Annotated in this window: 17 protein-coding genes; 11 read left to right on the top strand and 6 right to left on the bottom strand. The window is 62.3% G+C overall.

Annotation, left to right across the window (positions count from 1 at the left end):
• Positions 1-5: 5 nt before the first annotated feature.
• On the bottom strand, positions 6-566 hold the full coding sequence (locus CJ178_RS11520) for a TetR/AcrR family transcriptional regulator (RefSeq protein WP_095886728.1): 561 nt from the start codon (positions 564-566) through the stop codon (positions 6-8).
• A gap of 135 nt (positions 567-701) precedes the next feature.
• Between CJ178_RS11520 and CJ178_RS11515 the strand changes: the two genes are divergently transcribed.
• Positions 702-1724 (top strand): ABC transporter permease, encoded by a 1023-nt coding sequence (locus CJ178_RS11515; RefSeq protein ID WP_095886727.1) that lies wholly within the window; start codon positions 702-704, stop codon positions 1722-1724.
• A gap of 38 nt (positions 1725-1762) precedes the next feature.
• On the opposite strand, the gene CJ178_RS11510 is transcribed toward CJ178_RS11515, so the two are convergent.
• On the bottom strand, positions 1763-3694 hold the full coding sequence (locus CJ178_RS11510; RefSeq protein ID WP_095886726.1) for an acyl-CoA dehydrogenase family protein: 1932 nt from the start codon (positions 3692-3694) through the stop codon (positions 1763-1765).
• 43 nt (positions 3695-3737) lie between these two features.
• Positions 3738-4085 (bottom strand): hypothetical protein, encoded by a 348-nt coding sequence (locus tag CJ178_RS11505; protein WP_033235471.1) that lies wholly within the window; start codon positions 4083-4085, stop codon positions 3738-3740.
• A gap of 110 nt (positions 4086-4195) precedes the next feature.
• Here CJ178_RS11505 and hemL point away from each other — a divergent pair, with 110 nt between their 5' ends.
• The 7 genes from hemL (at position 4196) to CJ178_RS11470 (ending at position 12138) form a co-directional block, all read left to right on the top strand.
• Positions 4196-5521 carry a glutamate-1-semialdehyde 2,1-aminomutase gene (hemL, locus tag CJ178_RS11500; protein ID WP_095886725.1) on the top strand — a complete coding sequence of 442 codons (1326 nt, stop codon included), beginning with the start codon at positions 4196-4198 and terminating at the stop codon, positions 5519-5521.
• 59 nt (positions 5522-5580) lie between these two features.
• A complete protein-coding gene (locus tag CJ178_RS11495; RefSeq protein WP_033235469.1) occupies positions 5581-6240 on the top strand; it encodes a histidine phosphatase family protein in 660 nt (219 codons plus the stop codon).
• Entirely contained in the window at positions 6237-6848 is a 612-nt protein-coding gene (locus CJ178_RS11490; RefSeq protein ID WP_033235468.1) for a TlpA disulfide reductase family protein, read from the top strand. The genes CJ178_RS11495 and CJ178_RS11490 overlap by 4 nt, the downstream gene beginning before the upstream one ends.
• Entirely contained in the window at positions 6845-7675 is an 831-nt protein-coding gene (locus tag CJ178_RS11485; RefSeq protein WP_033235467.1) for a cytochrome c biogenesis CcdA family protein, read from the top strand. The genes CJ178_RS11490 and CJ178_RS11485 overlap by 4 nt, the downstream gene beginning before the upstream one ends.
• Complete coding sequence (gene resB / locus CJ178_RS11480; protein WP_095886724.1) at positions 7672-9336, top strand: cytochrome c biogenesis protein ResB; 1665 nt, start codon at positions 7672-7674, stop codon at positions 9334-9336. The genes CJ178_RS11485 and resB overlap by 4 nt, the downstream gene beginning before the upstream one ends.
• On the top strand, positions 9333-10295 hold the full coding sequence (gene ccsB / locus CJ178_RS11475) for a c-type cytochrome biogenesis protein CcsB (RefSeq protein ID WP_045063821.1): 963 nt from the start codon (positions 9333-9335) through the stop codon (positions 10293-10295). The genes resB and ccsB overlap by 4 nt, the downstream gene beginning before the upstream one ends.
• 178 nt (positions 10296-10473) lie before the next feature.
• A complete protein-coding gene (locus CJ178_RS11470; RefSeq protein WP_095887941.1) occupies positions 10474-12138 on the top strand; it encodes a MinD/ParA family ATP-binding protein in 1665 nt (554 codons plus the stop codon).
• A gap of 119 nt (positions 12139-12257) precedes the next feature.
• On the opposite strand, the gene CJ178_RS11465 is transcribed toward CJ178_RS11470, so the two are convergent.
• Positions 12258-12464, bottom strand: coding sequence for a hypothetical protein (locus tag CJ178_RS11465; protein ID WP_033235464.1), 207 nt, complete (start codon positions 12462-12464; stop codon positions 12258-12260).
• Between the two features lie 138 nt (positions 12465-12602).
• Positions 12603-12809 carry a BldC family transcriptional regulator gene (locus CJ178_RS11460; RefSeq protein WP_033235774.1) on the bottom strand — a complete coding sequence of 69 codons (207 nt, stop codon included), beginning with the start codon at positions 12807-12809 and terminating at the stop codon, positions 12603-12605.
• A gap of 237 nt (positions 12810-13046) precedes the next feature.
• On the opposite strand from CJ178_RS11460, the gene CJ178_RS11455 reads away from it, so the two are divergent.
• On the top strand, positions 13047-13433 hold the full coding sequence (locus CJ178_RS11455) for a DUF4229 domain-containing protein (protein ID WP_033235463.1): 387 nt from the start codon (positions 13047-13049) through the stop codon (positions 13431-13433).
• Positions 13430-14533 carry a PLP-dependent cysteine synthase family protein gene (locus CJ178_RS11450; protein WP_095886723.1) on the top strand — a complete coding sequence of 368 codons (1104 nt, stop codon included), beginning with the start codon at positions 13430-13432 and terminating at the stop codon, positions 14531-14533. Before CJ178_RS11455 ends, CJ178_RS11450 begins: the two co-directional genes overlap by 4 nt.
• Here the strand turns inward: CJ178_RS11450 and CJ178_RS11445 are convergent.
• On the bottom strand, positions 14499-15035 hold the full coding sequence (locus CJ178_RS11445; RefSeq protein ID WP_045063817.1) for a GNAT family N-acetyltransferase: 537 nt from the start codon (positions 15033-15035) through the stop codon (positions 14499-14501). The two genes, CJ178_RS11450 and CJ178_RS11445, sit on opposite strands and share 35 nt — an antisense overlap.
• Before the next feature lie 93 nt (positions 15036-15128).
• Here CJ178_RS11445 and CJ178_RS11440 point away from each other — a divergent pair, with 93 nt between their 5' ends.
• Positions 15129-15866 carry a lysophospholipid acyltransferase family protein gene (locus CJ178_RS11440; protein ID WP_095886722.1) on the top strand — a complete coding sequence of 246 codons (738 nt, stop codon included), beginning with the start codon at positions 15129-15131 and terminating at the stop codon, positions 15864-15866.
• Positions 15867-15912: the final 46 nt, after the last annotated feature.

The following is a 15912-nucleotide window of genomic DNA, read 5'->3' as shown; positions in this document are numbered from 1 at the left end:
TCTGCTCAATACTGATCTATCAGCGTCTGCATCGCCCGGCCGTAGAGTTTTGCCACCTTGTCCCGATCTGCGGTCGGCGCGATGCTCTCGGTGCTGAGCGCGCTCAGCAACCCCGACACCTGGGCGGAGACGAGCAGTGCCCGGGTGTAGGCGTCGTCGCCCGGTAAACGGGCGGCGAGGTTGGTGGCAAATGTGCTTGTCATTTCCCTCAATCGTCCGCGGATGCGGGGACTGTCGGATGCGCGTGTCAGCGCCGTGAACACCGACAGCATTCGGGCGTCTGCCTTGCCGAGGAGAAACGATGCGATCTGCTCGCCGAGTGTGTCGAGCGGGCCGTCGAACTGGCCCTCGAAGTAATCCTCGACCGGTGTGGTTTCCAGGAACAGTGCTTCCTTGGATCCGAAGTGTCGGATGACCAGAGCCGGATCGACACCGGCAACCTTCGCGATTGCCCGAACGGATGTGCCGCCGAACCCGTGCTCGCCGAACAGTTGGAATGCTGCGGCGCGAATCGCCTCGGGCGTCGAGGGATGATCCGCCTCAGGCGTCTGTCCACTGGGTGTCACGCTATCGACCTCTGTGCTCGCTCTCACGCCGACCTCGTTGTCAACGCTGTTGACTCTATCGTGTCAACGGTGTTGACTGTTGAGTCTGTCAACGGTGTTGACAGCTAGATGCGGTTAGCGAAAAGAGTGTGAAATATGACAGATACCGACGTCAGGGTCCCGAGCGAAGCGGCGAAGACGACTGATCCACCCACAAACTGGAAGATGGTGGGCGGCGGACTGGCGTTTCCGCTTTTCTTCGTCATCATGTTCTGCCTGTGCTACGTCAGCGCCTTCCACTCGCCGACGCCGAACAACGCGCCGATCGTGGTGGTGGGACCAGCGTCGGTGACCGCGCCCTTGATCGACGGAATCGAAAAAACGTCCGGCGGCAAATTCGACATCGTTGCCACGGATAACGCAGCCGATGCGATCGCTCGGATCGGCAACCGTGACGCCATCGGCGCCATCGAAATCGGTGACACCGTGACCGCGCACATTGCAACCGGTGCCGGTGCCTCCACGGTGTCGGTAGTGACGGGGCTGGCCCATTCCATCGCGGATCAGACGGGGCAGCAGGTGACCTCGGTGGACTCGGCTCCGGTCACCGCGCGTGATTCCTCGACCGTCGGACTGTTCTACTTCCTGATCGTCTGCACCCTCGGTGGTTACCTGACCATGACTGTGCTCAGTCAGGTCGCGCCGAGAATGCGACTGAGAGAGCAATATTCGATTCTCGCCGGCGCGGCAATCCTCACCCCGCTCATCGCCTTCGGAATCACCAGCATCTTCATGCATGCATTTGGCGCGTCGTTCGGTGAGATCCTGCAATTGCTGGGGATTTCGATGGTCTACACCTTCACCGTGGGTGCAGTGTGCATTCTGCTCAACAAACTGCTGGGTCAAGCCGCGATCTTTGCGGTGTTGACGGTACTGGTCTTCATCAACTTCCCGAGTTCGGGCGGCGCTATTCCGGTGTCGTTCCTGCCGGGGTTCTGGCAGCACATTCATTCGTTCTGGCTCGGATCGGCGGCTATGGAGCCCATTCGGTCCGTCATCTACTTCGACGGCAACGGCGCCGGCCAGCACCTGATCGTTCTGGGTGTCTGGTTGGTTGCGGCTCTCGGGTTGACCGGCCTGGTCGCTGCCCGTCAGTCGAAGAAGGCGGCAGCGCAATAAAATTGGTGGGGCCGGGTGCTCCCGGCCCCACCAGATTTCTACTTCAGTCGTACTACGTCCGTGCCGTCTCCGTCGAGCATCGCCGAACCCAGCAGAGATTCCGGGATTCCGAACCCGTCGATCAAGGTTGCGACATGCGGGCGCAGGGTGCGGCAGCGTTCGTTGATGCCGCGCGTGACGGCCTTCGAGCGCTCGACCGACAGATGCCGGTGCTCCATGAACCAGGCTTTGTCTGCTTCGATGACGGAGAGCGCGTAAAGGTCGCACACCTCGCCGAGAAGATCCTTTGCTGTCTCGTCCTCACATGAATCGATGCCGGCAACAAAGGCTTCCAGGATGACGCGCTCGATGTGCGCCTGCGCGGCTTTCAGCACGTGGTCCTGCACGAAGTTGAAGGCGTCGAACGGATTCTCCTCCCTCTTCTGTGCGGCCTGCAATCTCCGTGCGGCGGTGGAAAGCAGGTACTCTTCGCGGTCCTCGAACATCTTCATCTGAGTGCCGCGATTGAAGAGGCTGCCGTCCTCCTCGTTGTCCTGCCGAGTGTCGACAATCGTCTGCAGGATCTGTTGGGCCGCAGTACGTTTCTTGACCACATCGGAGACCGTCGTAGCGGCGAAACGCATCCAGTCGACCGGGCTCATGCCGCGAACTTCGTCGGCGTAGGACGTGAGCAGTTCCTTGGCGACCAACTGTGTCAGCACATGGTTGTCGCCCTCGAAAGTCGTGAAGACGTCGGTGTCGGCTTTCAATGCGGTGAGACGGTTCTCCGCGAGATAGCCTGCGCCGCCGCAGGCTTCGCGTGTCTCCTGAATAGCGCGAGTGGCATGCCACGTGTTGGCGGCCTTGAGTCCGGCGGCGCGACCCTCGAGTTCACGCTGCTCCTGAGGGTCAGGGTTCTCGCTGCTCTGGATGTCATGCATCGCGGCCACCAGTTCGTTCTGTGCGAACTGCAATGCGTACGAGCGGGCGATCAGCGGCAGCAGGCGCTTCTGATGGACGAGGTAGTCCATGATCAGGACTTCATTGTCACTCTTGGGGGCGCTGAATTGCCTGCGCTGCAGGGCGTACCGACCCGCGATGGCCAAGCCGACACGTGCTGCCGCTGCTGCGGAACCGCCCACGGTGACGCGTCCGCGAACCAACGTGCCCACCATCGTGAAGAAGCGGCGGTTCGGGTTGTCGATTGCGGAACTGTACGTGCCGTCCTCGGCAACGTCGGCGTATCGATTGAGTAGGTTGTCGCGAGGGATACGCACGTGATCGAACATGATGCGCCCGTTGTCGACTCCGGGCAGTCCGCCCTTGAAGCCGCAATCCGACGTCGTGACGCCAGGAAGGTCGTTTCCGGCGGCATCGCGGATCGGAACGACGAAGCAGTGCACGCCCTGGCTTTCGCCTCCGGTGATGAGTTGCGCGAACACTGCTGCGACGGTGGCATGTTCAGCGGCCCCGCCGATGTAGTCCTTACGTGAGGACGGAGTGGGGGAGTCGATGACGAATTCGCCGGTGGCCGCGTCGTAGGTCGCGGTGGTCTCGAGTTCCTGGACATCGCTGCCATGACCGGTTTCGGTCATGGCAAAACACCCGAGAAGTTCCAGGTCGATGAGGGGTTTGACGTAAGCCTGGTGGTGTCGTTCGGTGCCGAGGTTCTCGATGGCTCCGCCGAACAGTCCCCACTGGACGCCGGCCTTGACCATGAGAGACAAGTCGGACATTGCGAGCATTTCGATACTGGTGACGGCGCCGCCCGCATCTCCGGTTCCGCCGTGCGCTACCGCGAAACCGTTTGCGGCATAACCGAGATCGGCAAGAACTCGCATCTGTTCGAGGGTCTTGGAGCGGGCGATGGCGAGATTCGGAGTGAAATGCGGAGCAAAACGCTCGTCGGACAGTTCGCCGCGAACTCGCTCCCGCACCTCCCGCCAGCGTCCGTCGAGAGTATTCCTGAGGTGGTCCGCTGTGGTGGCCATGGGATCGACCCTAGCGCGAGGGTGCGACCTGTCAGCAGTTTCCTCAGCAGTTTCCAGCGGCGCCGGCTTCGATTCCTTCTCGGAACAGTTGTTTGTCGGCTTCCGGCATCGCTTGATACGACGGGTCGTTCTCCACGATTTTCAGGAAGTCCGCCGCAGCGTCCGCCGGGGCTCCGCCGCTCTGCGTTTGCTGCGTGACGTAGACCGACACAGCCGAGCAACCACCGAGAAAGGCAGGCTCGGTCCGGGGCACGGCGGGGACCGAACTGACGGACGAATTGGCAGCGGAAGTCACCGTCGTAGCGCTCGGGGCCTCGGTTTCCCCGTCGGAGCTGCAGGATGTGACAAGAATCGCAACTGGAATCAACAGCGTGGTCAGCAGTCGCCTCATAGCCCAAATAGTCCCATAATTGGCCTGTTGGGGCCGGAAAACGCACTTCGGCGCCGTAACTCCTACACCCTGTCGTTGTCAGATTCGACAGAACTGGGACACTGGAGGTCGTGACTGTGTCTTCCGGTGATTTCGACGTGCATGCAACGAACTCGGCTCGGCTCTTCGAGCGTGCCGGCAAGGTTATTCCAGGCGGCGTCAATTCGCCGGTCCGAGCGTTCGGTTCGGTGGGTGGAACACCCCGATTCATCCGTGAGGCGTCCGGTTACACGCTGACCGACGTCGACGACAACAAGTACGTCGATCTCGTGTCGTCCTGGGGGCCGATGATCCTCGGACACGCCCATCCCGCAGTCGTGGAAGCCGTCCGCGAGGCAGCCCTCGGCGGACTGTCCTTCGGTGCTCCCACCGAAGGTGAAATCGCGCTGGCCGAAGAAATCGTTGCCAGGGTCGCCCCCGTCGAGAAGGTTCGCCTCGTCAACTCCGGCACCGAGGCCACCATGAGCGCCGTGCGCCTGGCTCGCGGATTCACCGGTCGCACCAAGATCATCAAGTTCTCCGGGTGCTATCACGGTCACGTCGACGCATTGCTTGCCGACGCCGGATCGGGTCTTGCCACCTTCGGACTGCCCACATCACCCGGTGTGACCGGCGCACAGGCCGAAGACACCATCGTGGTCCGCTACAACGATCTCGACGCCGTCGCCGCGGCATTCGCAGCCAACCCGGACGCCGTCGCGTGTGTCATCACCGAGGCCGCTGCCGGAAACATGGGTGCCGTCGCGCCGCTGCCCGGTTTCAACGAGGGACTGCGCGCGCTCACCCGCGAGCACGGCGCTCTGCTGATCATGGACGAGGTGATGACGGGATTCCGCGTCAGCGCGTCCGGTTGGTACGGCATCGACAACGTCGCCGGCGACCTCTACACCTTCGGCAAGGTCATGAGCGGCGGTCTTCCGGCCGCGGCATTCGGCGGTCGCGCCGACATCATGGGCCACCTCGCACCGGACGGCCCGGTCTACCAGGCAGGCACCCTCTCCGGTAACCCGGTTGCCGTCGCTGCCGGTCTCGCCAATCTTCGCGCTGCCGACGCCGAGGTGTACGCCAAGCTCGGAAAGAACGCCACCACCCTCGGCACGCTCATGTCCGATGCGCTCACCGCAGAAGGCGTCGTCCACCAGGTGCAGTACGCGGGCACACTGGTCAGCGTGTTCTTCTCCGAAAACACCGTCACGAACTACGACGAGGCGAAGGCCGCGCAGACGTGGCGGTTCCCCACGTTCTTCCACGAACTGCTCGCTCGCGGTGTGTACGCGCCGCCGAGTGCGTTCGAAGCGTGGTTCGTCTCGGCCGCGCTCGACGATCGGGCATTCTCGATCATCGCCGACGCTCTGCCGCACGCAGCAAAGGCTGCCGCAGCAGCCGTCAAGCCCTGAGACATGCACGATCCCGCTATTCCTTCAGCCCGTACCTACTTCAGCTAGGACTCTCGACTGTGACCGACGTCGACCATCCAGACCACACGTCCACCCGCACGATCGTGCATGTGCTTCGCCATGGTGAAGTGCACAACCCGCGCGGGATCCTGTACGGACGGCTACCGGGATTCCGGTTGTCGGTGGCGGGTGAGGCGCAGGCACGGGCGGTCGCGGCTGTTCTTGCCGATCACGACATCACCCATGTTGTCGCGTCGCCGTTGCAGCGGGCACAGGAAACCGCGACTCCGATCGCCGAGGCTCACGGCGTCGACATCACGACCGACGACAACGTCATCGAAGCCGGCAACGAGTTCGAAGGCCTCAAGGTTGCCGTCGGTGACGGCGCACTCTCGCGCCCGCGGCACTGGTGGAAGTTGCGCGATCCGTTCACTCCGTCATGGGGCGAGCCCTACCTGCAGATTGCGCATCGCATGCTCGCTGCCGTGAATGCCGCTCGCGTTGCTGCCGTCGGACACGAAGCTGTCATCGTCAGCCATCAGTTGCCGGTGTGGACCTTGCGACGGTTCCTGCAAGGCGAGCGCCTGTGGCACGACCCGCGTCACCGCCAGTGCGGCCTGGCGTCGCTCACATCGCTCGTCTACGAAGGCGACACTCTCGTCGACATCATCTACTCCGAGCCGGCAGGCGCATCCGATCCGAGAGTGACTGGAGCATGATTTTCCGCAAGGTCGCAGTAGCAGTCGCCACGGCTGCTGCAGCGATGCTCGTTCTCTCGTCCTGCGCGACCGGCGACGACGCCGTCGCAACGGGCGGCACGTTCGACTTCGTCTCGCCGGGTGGCCAGACGAAGATCTTCTACGATCCGCCGTCCGATCGCGGCACCATCGGAAAGCTCACCGGGCCGGATCTGATGACTGAAGACGCAACTGTCGCCCTCAGCGATTTCGAGGACAAAGTTGTCGTCCTCAATGTCTGGGGCCAGTGGTGTGGCCCGTGCCGCGCCGAAGCCGACGACTTGGAGCAGGTCTACGAGCAGACGCGTGATTCCGGAGTGCAGTTCCTCGGCATCAACGTTCGCGACGACACCAAGAACAAGGCACAGGACTTTGTCGTCGACAACAAGGTCTCGTACCCGTCGATCTACGACCCGTCGATGCGATCGCTGATCGCGCTCGGCAAGGGATACCCGACATCGGTCATCCCGACCACCATCGTCCTCGACCGCCAGCACCGCGTTGCCGCTGTGTTCCTGCAGGAATTGCTTGCCGAGGATCTTCTGCCCGTGGTCGAACGAGTGGCAGCGGAAGAGCCTGCGCAGCAATGACACTCGCAAGTACTGAAACACTCGGCGCCGGCGTCGGTGAAGCATTTCAAAATGCCGCCTCGTCCGGGCCGCTATTTCTTGCACTGGGAGCCTGCCTGCTCGCCGGTCTGGTCTCGTTTGCCTCACCGTGCGTAGTGCCGCTCGTTCCCGGTTACCTGTCCTACCTGGCCGGGGTGGTCGGTGCGGACGCTCCGGCAATCACGGCAGACGAAGCCAGGACGCGAACCATTGCCCGCAGTAGCCGTCTGCGAGTGGCAGGCGCCGCCGGACTTTTCGTGGCCGGCTTCACCGTCGTCTTCGTGTTGGCGACGGCTTCCGTGTTCGGGGTCATCTCCACCCTGCTGATCAACCGCGACGTGCTGATGCGCGTCGGCGGCGTAGTGACTATCGCGATGGGTCTCGTGTTCATCGGCCTGGTGCCCGCGCTGCAGAAAGACGTCCGCTTCGAGCCGCGTCGAGTGTCCTCCCTGGTGGGCGCTCCGCTACTCGGGGGTGTTTTTGCGCTCGGCTGGACGCCCTGCCTTGGCCCGACGCTTGCCGGTGTGATGTCCGTGGCCGCCGGAACCGAAGGTATGACCGCGGCTCGCGGTGTCACGTTGATCGTGGCGTACTGCATCGGGCTCGGCTTGCCGTTCATCATTCTGGCTCTCGGGTCGGCTCGCGCCTTGAACGGTGTCGGTTGGCTGCGCCGCAACGCGCGAACAATTCAGATTTTCGGCGGAATCATGTTGGTGGCGGTGGGTATTGCCCTCGTCACGGGCGCGTGGGACCAGTTCGTCGGCTGGGTTCGTGACGCATTTATCTCGGAGGTGACGCTGCCGATATGACAGCTGACGACAATCACGACAACTCGACTTCGGCATTGCCTCGGCAGTCGACGATCGGCCGAGTGATCGCGCTCGGACGCAACACGTGGCGCGGTCTCACCTCGATGAAGACGGCGCTCGTGCTGCTGTTCCTCCTCGCAATCGCCGCTATCCCCGGCGCGCTGTTGCCACAGCGTTCCCTCAACGAGGGCAAGGTAGCCGAATACATCGCCGCGCGGCCCACCTTGGGTCCGTGGATGGACAAGCTCGAACTGTTCGACGTGTTCAGCAGTTTCTGGTTCACCGCGATCTACGCCCTGCTGTTCATCTCACTCGTCGGCTGCATCCTGCCGCGCTGCGTCGAACACGCAAAGGCCCTGCGTACCCGCCCGGTGGCGGCGCCGCGCAACCTCTCCCGCTTGCCGCACCACACGTCGGCCGTCGTCCCTGGCGAGACGCCCGAACAGTTGGCGGCGCGTCTGTCCAAGGAACTCAAAGGATGGCGCGTCGAGACCCGCACCGACGACGCGCGGTCGAAGCGCGACGGTGAAATCACGATCTCGGCGGAGAAGGGGTACCTCCGTGAATTCGGTAACCTCGTATTCCACCTCTCGCTCGTCGGGCTCCTGATTGCCATCGCCGCCGGAAAGCTGTTCGGCTACGAGGGCAACCGCATCGTGATCGCCAACGACGGACCGGGATTCTGCACGACGTCGCCTGCCGCCTTCGACTCCTTCATCGCCGGACTCGAGCTCGACGGCACCGGGATGACGCCGCTGTGTTTACGGGTCAAGAACTTCGAGGCCGACTACCTCGAAACCGGACAGGCCGAGATGTTCACCTCGGACATCGCGTACCAGTCGGGCGATGACATCGACTCCGACACTTGGCGCGACACGACCATCGCGGTGAACCACCCACTGCGCATTGCCGGTGATCGCGTGTACCTGCAGGGCCACGGTTACGCACCGACCTTCACGGTCACTTTCCCCAACGGGGAGACCCGCACCGAGACTCTGCAGTGGCGACCCGACGATGCCGTCACCTTCCTGAGCAGTGGTGCGATGCGCTTCGACCCGCCAGGCGGCATGTACCCGGATGCCGACGAGCGACGCAAGAATCAGATCGCCATCGAAGGACTGTTCGCGCCGACGGCACTGTTCCACGGAAATCTGCTGTCGTCGAGCTTCCCGGCGATGAACGATCCGGCCGTTGCCATCGACATCTACAAGGGTGACACCGGACTGGACACCGGTAATCCGCAGTCGCTGTTCGAGCTCAACACCGAACTCATCAATCAGGGCCGACTGGTCAAGCAGGAACGTGTCAACCTGATGCCCGGCGAGAGCGCAACATTGGCGGACGGCACGCAGGTACGATTCGACGGCGCCGTCGACTTCGTCAACCTGCAGGTTTCGCACGACCCGGCTCAGCAGTGGGTCCTGGTCTCGGCACTGACGATGATGGCGGGGCTACTGGTTTCCCTGCTGATCAAGCGTCGCAGAATCTGGGCCCGTATCTATCTCGACGACGAACGACGTACGGTAGTAGAGCTCGGCGGACTTGCCCGTACCGACCACGCCGGCTGGGGCGACGAGTTCGATCGTCTCGCAGAACGACTACTAGACAGCAACTCGACTAACTCGGTGACCACACCGCACGTGCAGGAGAATGCCCGATGACAACCAACGAGACTCTCGCTCAGTACAGCGACTGGGCCTTCAAATCAGCCTTTACGGTGCTGGTTCTGGCGTTTGTGCTGCTGATCGTCGAGTACGCGTCGGCTCGCGCCAAATCCGTTCAGGAGAAGGAACTGGTTGCCGCAGGTGGTGGGGACGCCCTCACTCCGGGTCGCGTGACCGAGCAGCCGGTCAAGCCGCTCTCCGAGCGCTTCGGCGGGATGGGCCGCGCAGTCCTGGTTGTCGGCACCGTTCTGATCATCGCGTCGATCGTGCTCCGTGGATTTGCCACCTCGCGATTCCCGCTCGGCAACATGTACGAGTTTGTTGCCATGGCGTGTGCTGCCGCGTTGTTGGTCGGTCACGTTCTGCTGGCCAAGGCAACGTACCGATCGATGTGGGTCTTCCTGCTCGTACCGGTGCTGATTCTGATGTTCCTTGCCGGAACAATCCTCTACGCCGACGCCGCTCCCGTGGTTCCCGCACTGCGGTCATACTGGCTGCCGATTCACGTGACCATCGTGAGCGTCGGATCCGGCATCTTCATGATCGGTGGCATCGCCAGCATCCTGTTCCTGCTGCGCCTCAAGTTCCCGCCCGGTGAAGAAGGTTCTGGCATCGGTGGCCGGATCGCCGAGCGGCTTCCCGACGCACAGACACTCGACCGCCTGGCGTACAAGAGCACCATCATCGCCTTCCCGCTGTTCGGTGCCGGAGTCATCCTGGGTGCTATCTGGGCGGAAGCGGCCTGGGGCCGGTTCTGGGGCTGGGATCCCAAGGAAACGGTGTCCTTCATCGCCTGGGTGATCTACGCCGCGTACCTGCACGCCCGCGCAACATCCGGTTGGCGTGAGACGAAAGCCGCCTGGATCAACATCGCAGGTTTTGTGGCAATGCTCTTCAATCTGTTCATCATCAACATGGTCGTGTCCGGCTTGCATTCCTACGCGGGGCTGACCTGAGTCGATCCGGTACGGTGGGTTGTCGCCGACCGGTCGGGTTTTGTGCCCGCCCAGTGCAGCTGCGGCAGGGTACACGGTAGCCGGGTACCAGCCACGAAACTAGCTACGCGATAGCTGTATGGTCGTGTCTGTATCGGGCTGGGTGATCGACACGGAACAGATTTCGACAGGGGCGGACATGGCTGACAAGAAGGACGACGCGGGAGCGGGGATCTGGGAACCGGTGCGTCCGGCGCCTGCTCCGCATCAGCAGGCCGCACCGAAGCCTGTTCATGCACCGACTCCTGCATCGCCGAAGGATGTCGATCCGGGAATGCGAAGCTTGTTCGTCGCGCCGACGGACAACACAGCGCCGCGCCCCAACGGCCATGACTCCGTACCGATGTACCCGGCGCCGCCGACGCCCCCGCCCGCTACTACTGCCCCGCCCGCTACTACTGCCCCGGCTGCAGCGTCGAATCCGATGCCGGCCCCGAACTCGATGCCTGTCCCAAATTCGACGCCTGCCCCCAACGCGGGGCGTGTGCCTGCTATTCAGTACCCCGGTGGGCCTCCCGGGCCGGCAAATGGACACTTTGCGTCCGGGCCATTCGCGGCCTCACTGCCGCCGCAAACCTATGAACCGTCGCCTGGGGTCGGCCGGACGAATGGTGCAGGCAATCCGGGTGCGGTGAATCCTGTTGCGGCGCAACAAGCTCCGGCGCCCCGACCGCAGTTTCCGGCTGCGCCCGCACCTTTGGGGCAGATGCCGCCTGCTGCTCGGGTTCCTGTTTCGCCACCCGTGCCCAACCCTCAGATGCCCAACCCGCAGATGCACGTCCCGCGTCCGCCTGCTGCGGGGCCGGCGTCGATCGTGGGAACGCAGCCCGCGCCCGGTCGGCCGGAATCATCGCTGCCGATGTCGGCGCAAGATCTCTCCAACGCGCTGTTGCTCAAGCCTGTGAAGCCCGCTCCGGTCGGCGGGTGGCGCAAGGCGGTGTACACGTTGTCGGGACGGAGTCTCAACCTCGGTAACGGCGCCAAAGATCAGCAGATGCTCGAGTTGACTCACAAGATCAATCAGCCCATGCAGGGCTGCTACAAAGTTGCGGTACTCAGCCTCAAAGGCGGAGTTGGGAAGACAACGACAACAGCGACTCTCGGCTCGACGTTTGCATCCGTGCGCGGTGATCGCGTCATCGCAATCGACGCGAATCCGGATCGTGGAACGCTCAGTCAGAAAGTTCCTCTCGAAACCCCGGCCACAGTCCGTAACCTTCTGCGTGACGAAGCGACCATCGAGAAGTACAGCGACGTTCGTGGTTACACGTCACAGAGTCGGCACCGTCTGGAAGTGCTTGCCTCCGACAGTGATCCGGCGGTTTCCGAAGCATTCAGCGGGGAGGACTACACCCGCACCGTCACCATGCTCGAAAAGTTCTACAGCATTGTTCTCACCGATTGCGGAACCGGATTGATGCACTCGGCAATGACAGCGGTTCTCGAGCAGGCAGACTCGTTGATCGTCGTCAGTTCCGGTTCGGTCGACGGCGCTCGTAGTGCCTCAGCCACCTTGGACTGGCTCGACGCACATGGACACAGCGCGCTGGTCTCCAACGCCGTCGCCGTCATCAATGCGGTACGGCCTGGTTCGGGAAAGGTTGATCTACCCCGGGTAGTCGAGCATTTCGAACAGCGGTGCCGCACCGTTCGGCTGATTCCGTTCGATCCGCACCTCGAAGAAGGCGCCGAGGTTGACCTCGATCGACTTCGGTCCGGGACCCGTGACGCTCTCTTCGAGCTTGCTGCCGCGGTTGCCGACGACTTCCCGCGTTCGCACTACGGACGTCCGCTGCAGCGCTGAAACTTGCACAGGGCGGTGACCCTACAAGCTGCACAGGGCGACCGCCCTACTGCTGTAGGGGCGATCGCCCTGGCGTGGGACCTACAGTGACGAATAGGACCTACTGCGACGAATAGGGCCTACTGCGACGAATCAGTCGGAGCGCCGTCCTGGCCTCCCTGCTGCTTGCGTCGAGTTTGCTGATTTACGTTCCACAGGAACTCGGGATCGTCGTCAGGTCCCTTCACGCCGCCACCCGAGGCTCGGGAAGTGGGGGACGGTCCGAATGCTTTCCACATCAGGACGACCAATGTCACCAAACCTACTAACGCCAACAGATACAGCACGGCGCACCTCCTTCAAGTACAAGGAAGAGCCTACTCAGTCTCGGGTCTGGATCACCAGAATCCCTGGGACGTGGGTGCGGCTTGGTGCGCCGTGCTGTATTCGGGTAGAGCATTTGGGTAGAGCGCGAGCTCCGGTATTCAGTTGGCTTCGGTGGTCAGCGAGCGCAGAAGCTGCATGACCTCGGTCTCGCGGAAGCGACGGTGTCCGCCCGGAGTGCGAAGTGATCCGAGTCGGCCGGCGTGCGCCCAGCGGGTCACGGTCTTGGGATCTACGTGAAACAGAGCCGCGACCTGGCCGGGTGTCATGAGTGCGTCTGCGGCTACGTTGTATGTTGGTGCGCTCATCTGATGTTCCTCCGTCTTGGCGTCGAACATGTGTTTCGAAACAGTAGCTCAAAACCTACGCCGAGTTTGTTTCGGCGGCCCCTGTGCACGTTCGACCTTTTTTGGATTGGTAGCGCAATGTTTGCACAGAGTTGCCCAGTTAGTCGATCCTTAATATTTAGGTAAAGAAAAAGTAAAGGACAAACCGGATAAAGCGGGCCGATTATTTTAGTCGCCCGGAGTAGGTAACCTTGCAGTGTGAGTAAGTTGCCTGAACGTCCGGAAAACCAGCCTTCTACGCCCGACCTGGCCAAGTCGGAGCCCGTTAACTCTGGGCAAGCAATTGCCTCTGGTGGGGTTGTCACGAAGGGGCAATTGGCGAGAGATGTCGTGCTGTACTCGGTTGCCCGACTCGTGCTGGTAGTCGTAATCGGTGCCGTCATCATGTTCGGTGGAAAGGCTGTCGGTGCAGAGGTTCCCCTGCTCGTAGCTGCCTTGTTTGCCGTGTTGATCGCGCTTCCGCTCTCGCTTCTGCTGTTTGCCAAGTTGCGTAAGCGCGTCAATGTCGGCATTGCCGCAGTTGACGCTCAGCGTCGCGAAGATCGCGACGATTTGCGCGCCAAACTGCGTGGTGACCAGCGGTGACGTCGGAGGTGGTCGACGTCTCGCGCCGTAGTGCGAGAGGTTGGGTCGACAACGCGGTCCGACTGATCGAAGCCGACGCTCAGCGCAGCGCCGACACCCACCTCCTGCGGTACCCGCTACCGAACGACTGGCCCGTCCAGCTCTATCTCAAAGACGAGTCGACGCACATCACCGGCAGCCTCAAGCATCGTCTCGCGCGCTCGTTGTTCCTGTATTCCATCTGCAACGGTTGGGTTACCGAACACACGCCCGTTATCGAGGCTTCGTCCGGATCGACGGCCGTCAGTGAGGCGTACTTCGCGAAGTTGCTGGGGCTCGAATTCGTGGCTGTGATGCCCGCTCACACCAGTCCCGCGAAGATCGCCCTTATCGAGGCGCACGGCGGACGTTGTCACTTCGTCACCGACCCGTCGTCGATCTACTCAGAATCCCAGCGGCTCGCGCGCGAGTCGGGTGGGCACTACATGGATCAGTTCACTCATGCCGAGCGCGCAACGGACTGGCGTGGAAACAACAACATCGCCGCGTCGATCTTCACTCAGCTCGAACGTGAGGAAAACCCGGTCCCGGAGTGGGTTGTCGTCGGCGCAGGCACCGGTGGAACGGGCGCGACCATCGGTCGCTTCCTGCGCTACGGCAAATTCGACACCGGGCTGTGTGTCGTCGATCCCGAACACTCGGTGTTCTTCGACGCCTGGCGGGCCGGTGATCCGTCCATAGTCGGTACTCGCGGCTCGCGAATCGAAGGCATCGGTCGACCTCGCGTCGAGCCTTCGTTTGTCGGTCAGGTCGTCGATCGGATGATCAAGGTGCCCGACGCCGGCTCCATTGCTGCCGCACGTCACGCCAGTGACGCGTTGGGGCGCAAGGTCGGTGGTTCCACCGGAACAAATCTGTGGGGCTCCTTCGCCTTGATTGCGGAGATGATGGCGGCAGGACGAAGCGGCAGCGTCGTCACCTTGCTCTGTGACGGCGGAGAACGCTATTCGGGGACGTACTACAACGATGATTGGGTTGCGTCCGAAGGTATTTCACTCGAGACGCCGACAGCGGTTCTGGACGAGTTCATCCGATCCGGGGCGTGGACGGCCGGCGCCTGAGCGTTGGACGGCTCATCGTGATCCTGGGCCATGAATCGAGTCCGGCCGCTTGCTCGTGCGTGCGGATCCGGATGAGATCCGGGGACATCGTGCTCTCGGGTATGCGCTCGAATCCGAGTCGCTCGTAGTAGGGCGCGTTCCAGGGGACGTCGGCAAACGTAGTCAGGGTCACCACGTGGTGATGGTGTGCTCCAGCCCAGTCGGCGATGGAGTCGATCAACTGCGCGCCGAAGCCTTTGCGTGAGTGCAGGGGGTGCACTGATACCTGCTCGATATGAACCCCGACGTCGATGATGTCGACAAGGGCGTATCCGAGAATTGTGTTCGCGGCATCGGTCATCACCCAGATGTGATCGGCTTCGAGGTACTTCGTGAGTTCGTCGAGAGTCGGGGGCGGATCGTCGGCAATGGCGTCCATTCCAACGTCTCGGAAGGGCTCACCCGCGGCTGTTTCGATCAGTTGCAGTGCAGGTAGGTCATCTGGGACAGCCAAGCGAATCACAGAATCCGTTGTACCTCGAGTGTCGAATTTCGCCCAACCGAGTCGCCCGGAATCCCAAACCTACGCAACCGTAGGTTGTGTATCGTTTGGCCTATGGACGCTCCCGAGGTTTCGCTCGACAACTACGAGGCTGTGTACGAGTACTACCGCGGTCACCAGCAGAATCGGTTCGTGGCCAAGCTTGCCTATGCCGCGCTGGCACTGAAATATCGTCCGCGAATTGCTTATGCACCTGGCGCGGAAGCCGCGTTGGCGGCTCTACTCGGGCGTGGGACGCAACTGGTGGTTGCGGTCAATCACCTTACGGAGAGTGACCAATTCACGCTTGCGGCGACGGCGTGGCGCACCCCACTGCGGCGTGTGATCGGGCGGACTCGCGTGCTGGCGAAGGATGAGCTCTTCGTTGATCCAGCTCAGCGCAAGAAGGTCGACATGATGGGCAGCATTCCGGTGTTCCGCAGCAAGAATCACGGACTGCGGGCCGTGTCGGACGCGGGCCGCGTGATGATGGACGTTGCGGCGCAGCGCTTGAGCAAGGGGGACTGTCTGGCGATTTTCCCCGAGGGAACCTGCAATACCGAGGATCCCCGGACGCTGCAGCACGTCAACAGCGGAATCGGCCACATCGTTTCGCGCGCAGAGAAATTGGGATGCTCGCCTGCACTCCTGTCGGTTGGAATCAGCTACGGGCCGGAGGCGGGTCAGGTCAAGAGCGCCCGGGTTTTCATCGGCACTCCGGTAGTCGACCTGGGTGGAAAACCGATGGACATCGCTCGCGTCGTACAAGCTGATCTGCAGCGTGCCGTGGACGGCGCCGTGGCGAGTTACTGATTACTGCCCGTCATTCACCCCAATATGTCAACTTTGGTTGACGCCT

Origin of the sequence: Rhodococcus sp. ACPA4, assembly GCF_002300185.1 — a bacterium.
GTDB classification, from domain to species: domain Bacteria; phylum Actinomycetota; class Actinomycetes; order Mycobacteriales; family Mycobacteriaceae; genus Rhodococcus_F; species Rhodococcus_F globerula.
This window is presented reverse-complemented; position numbering and strand designations above follow the sequence as displayed.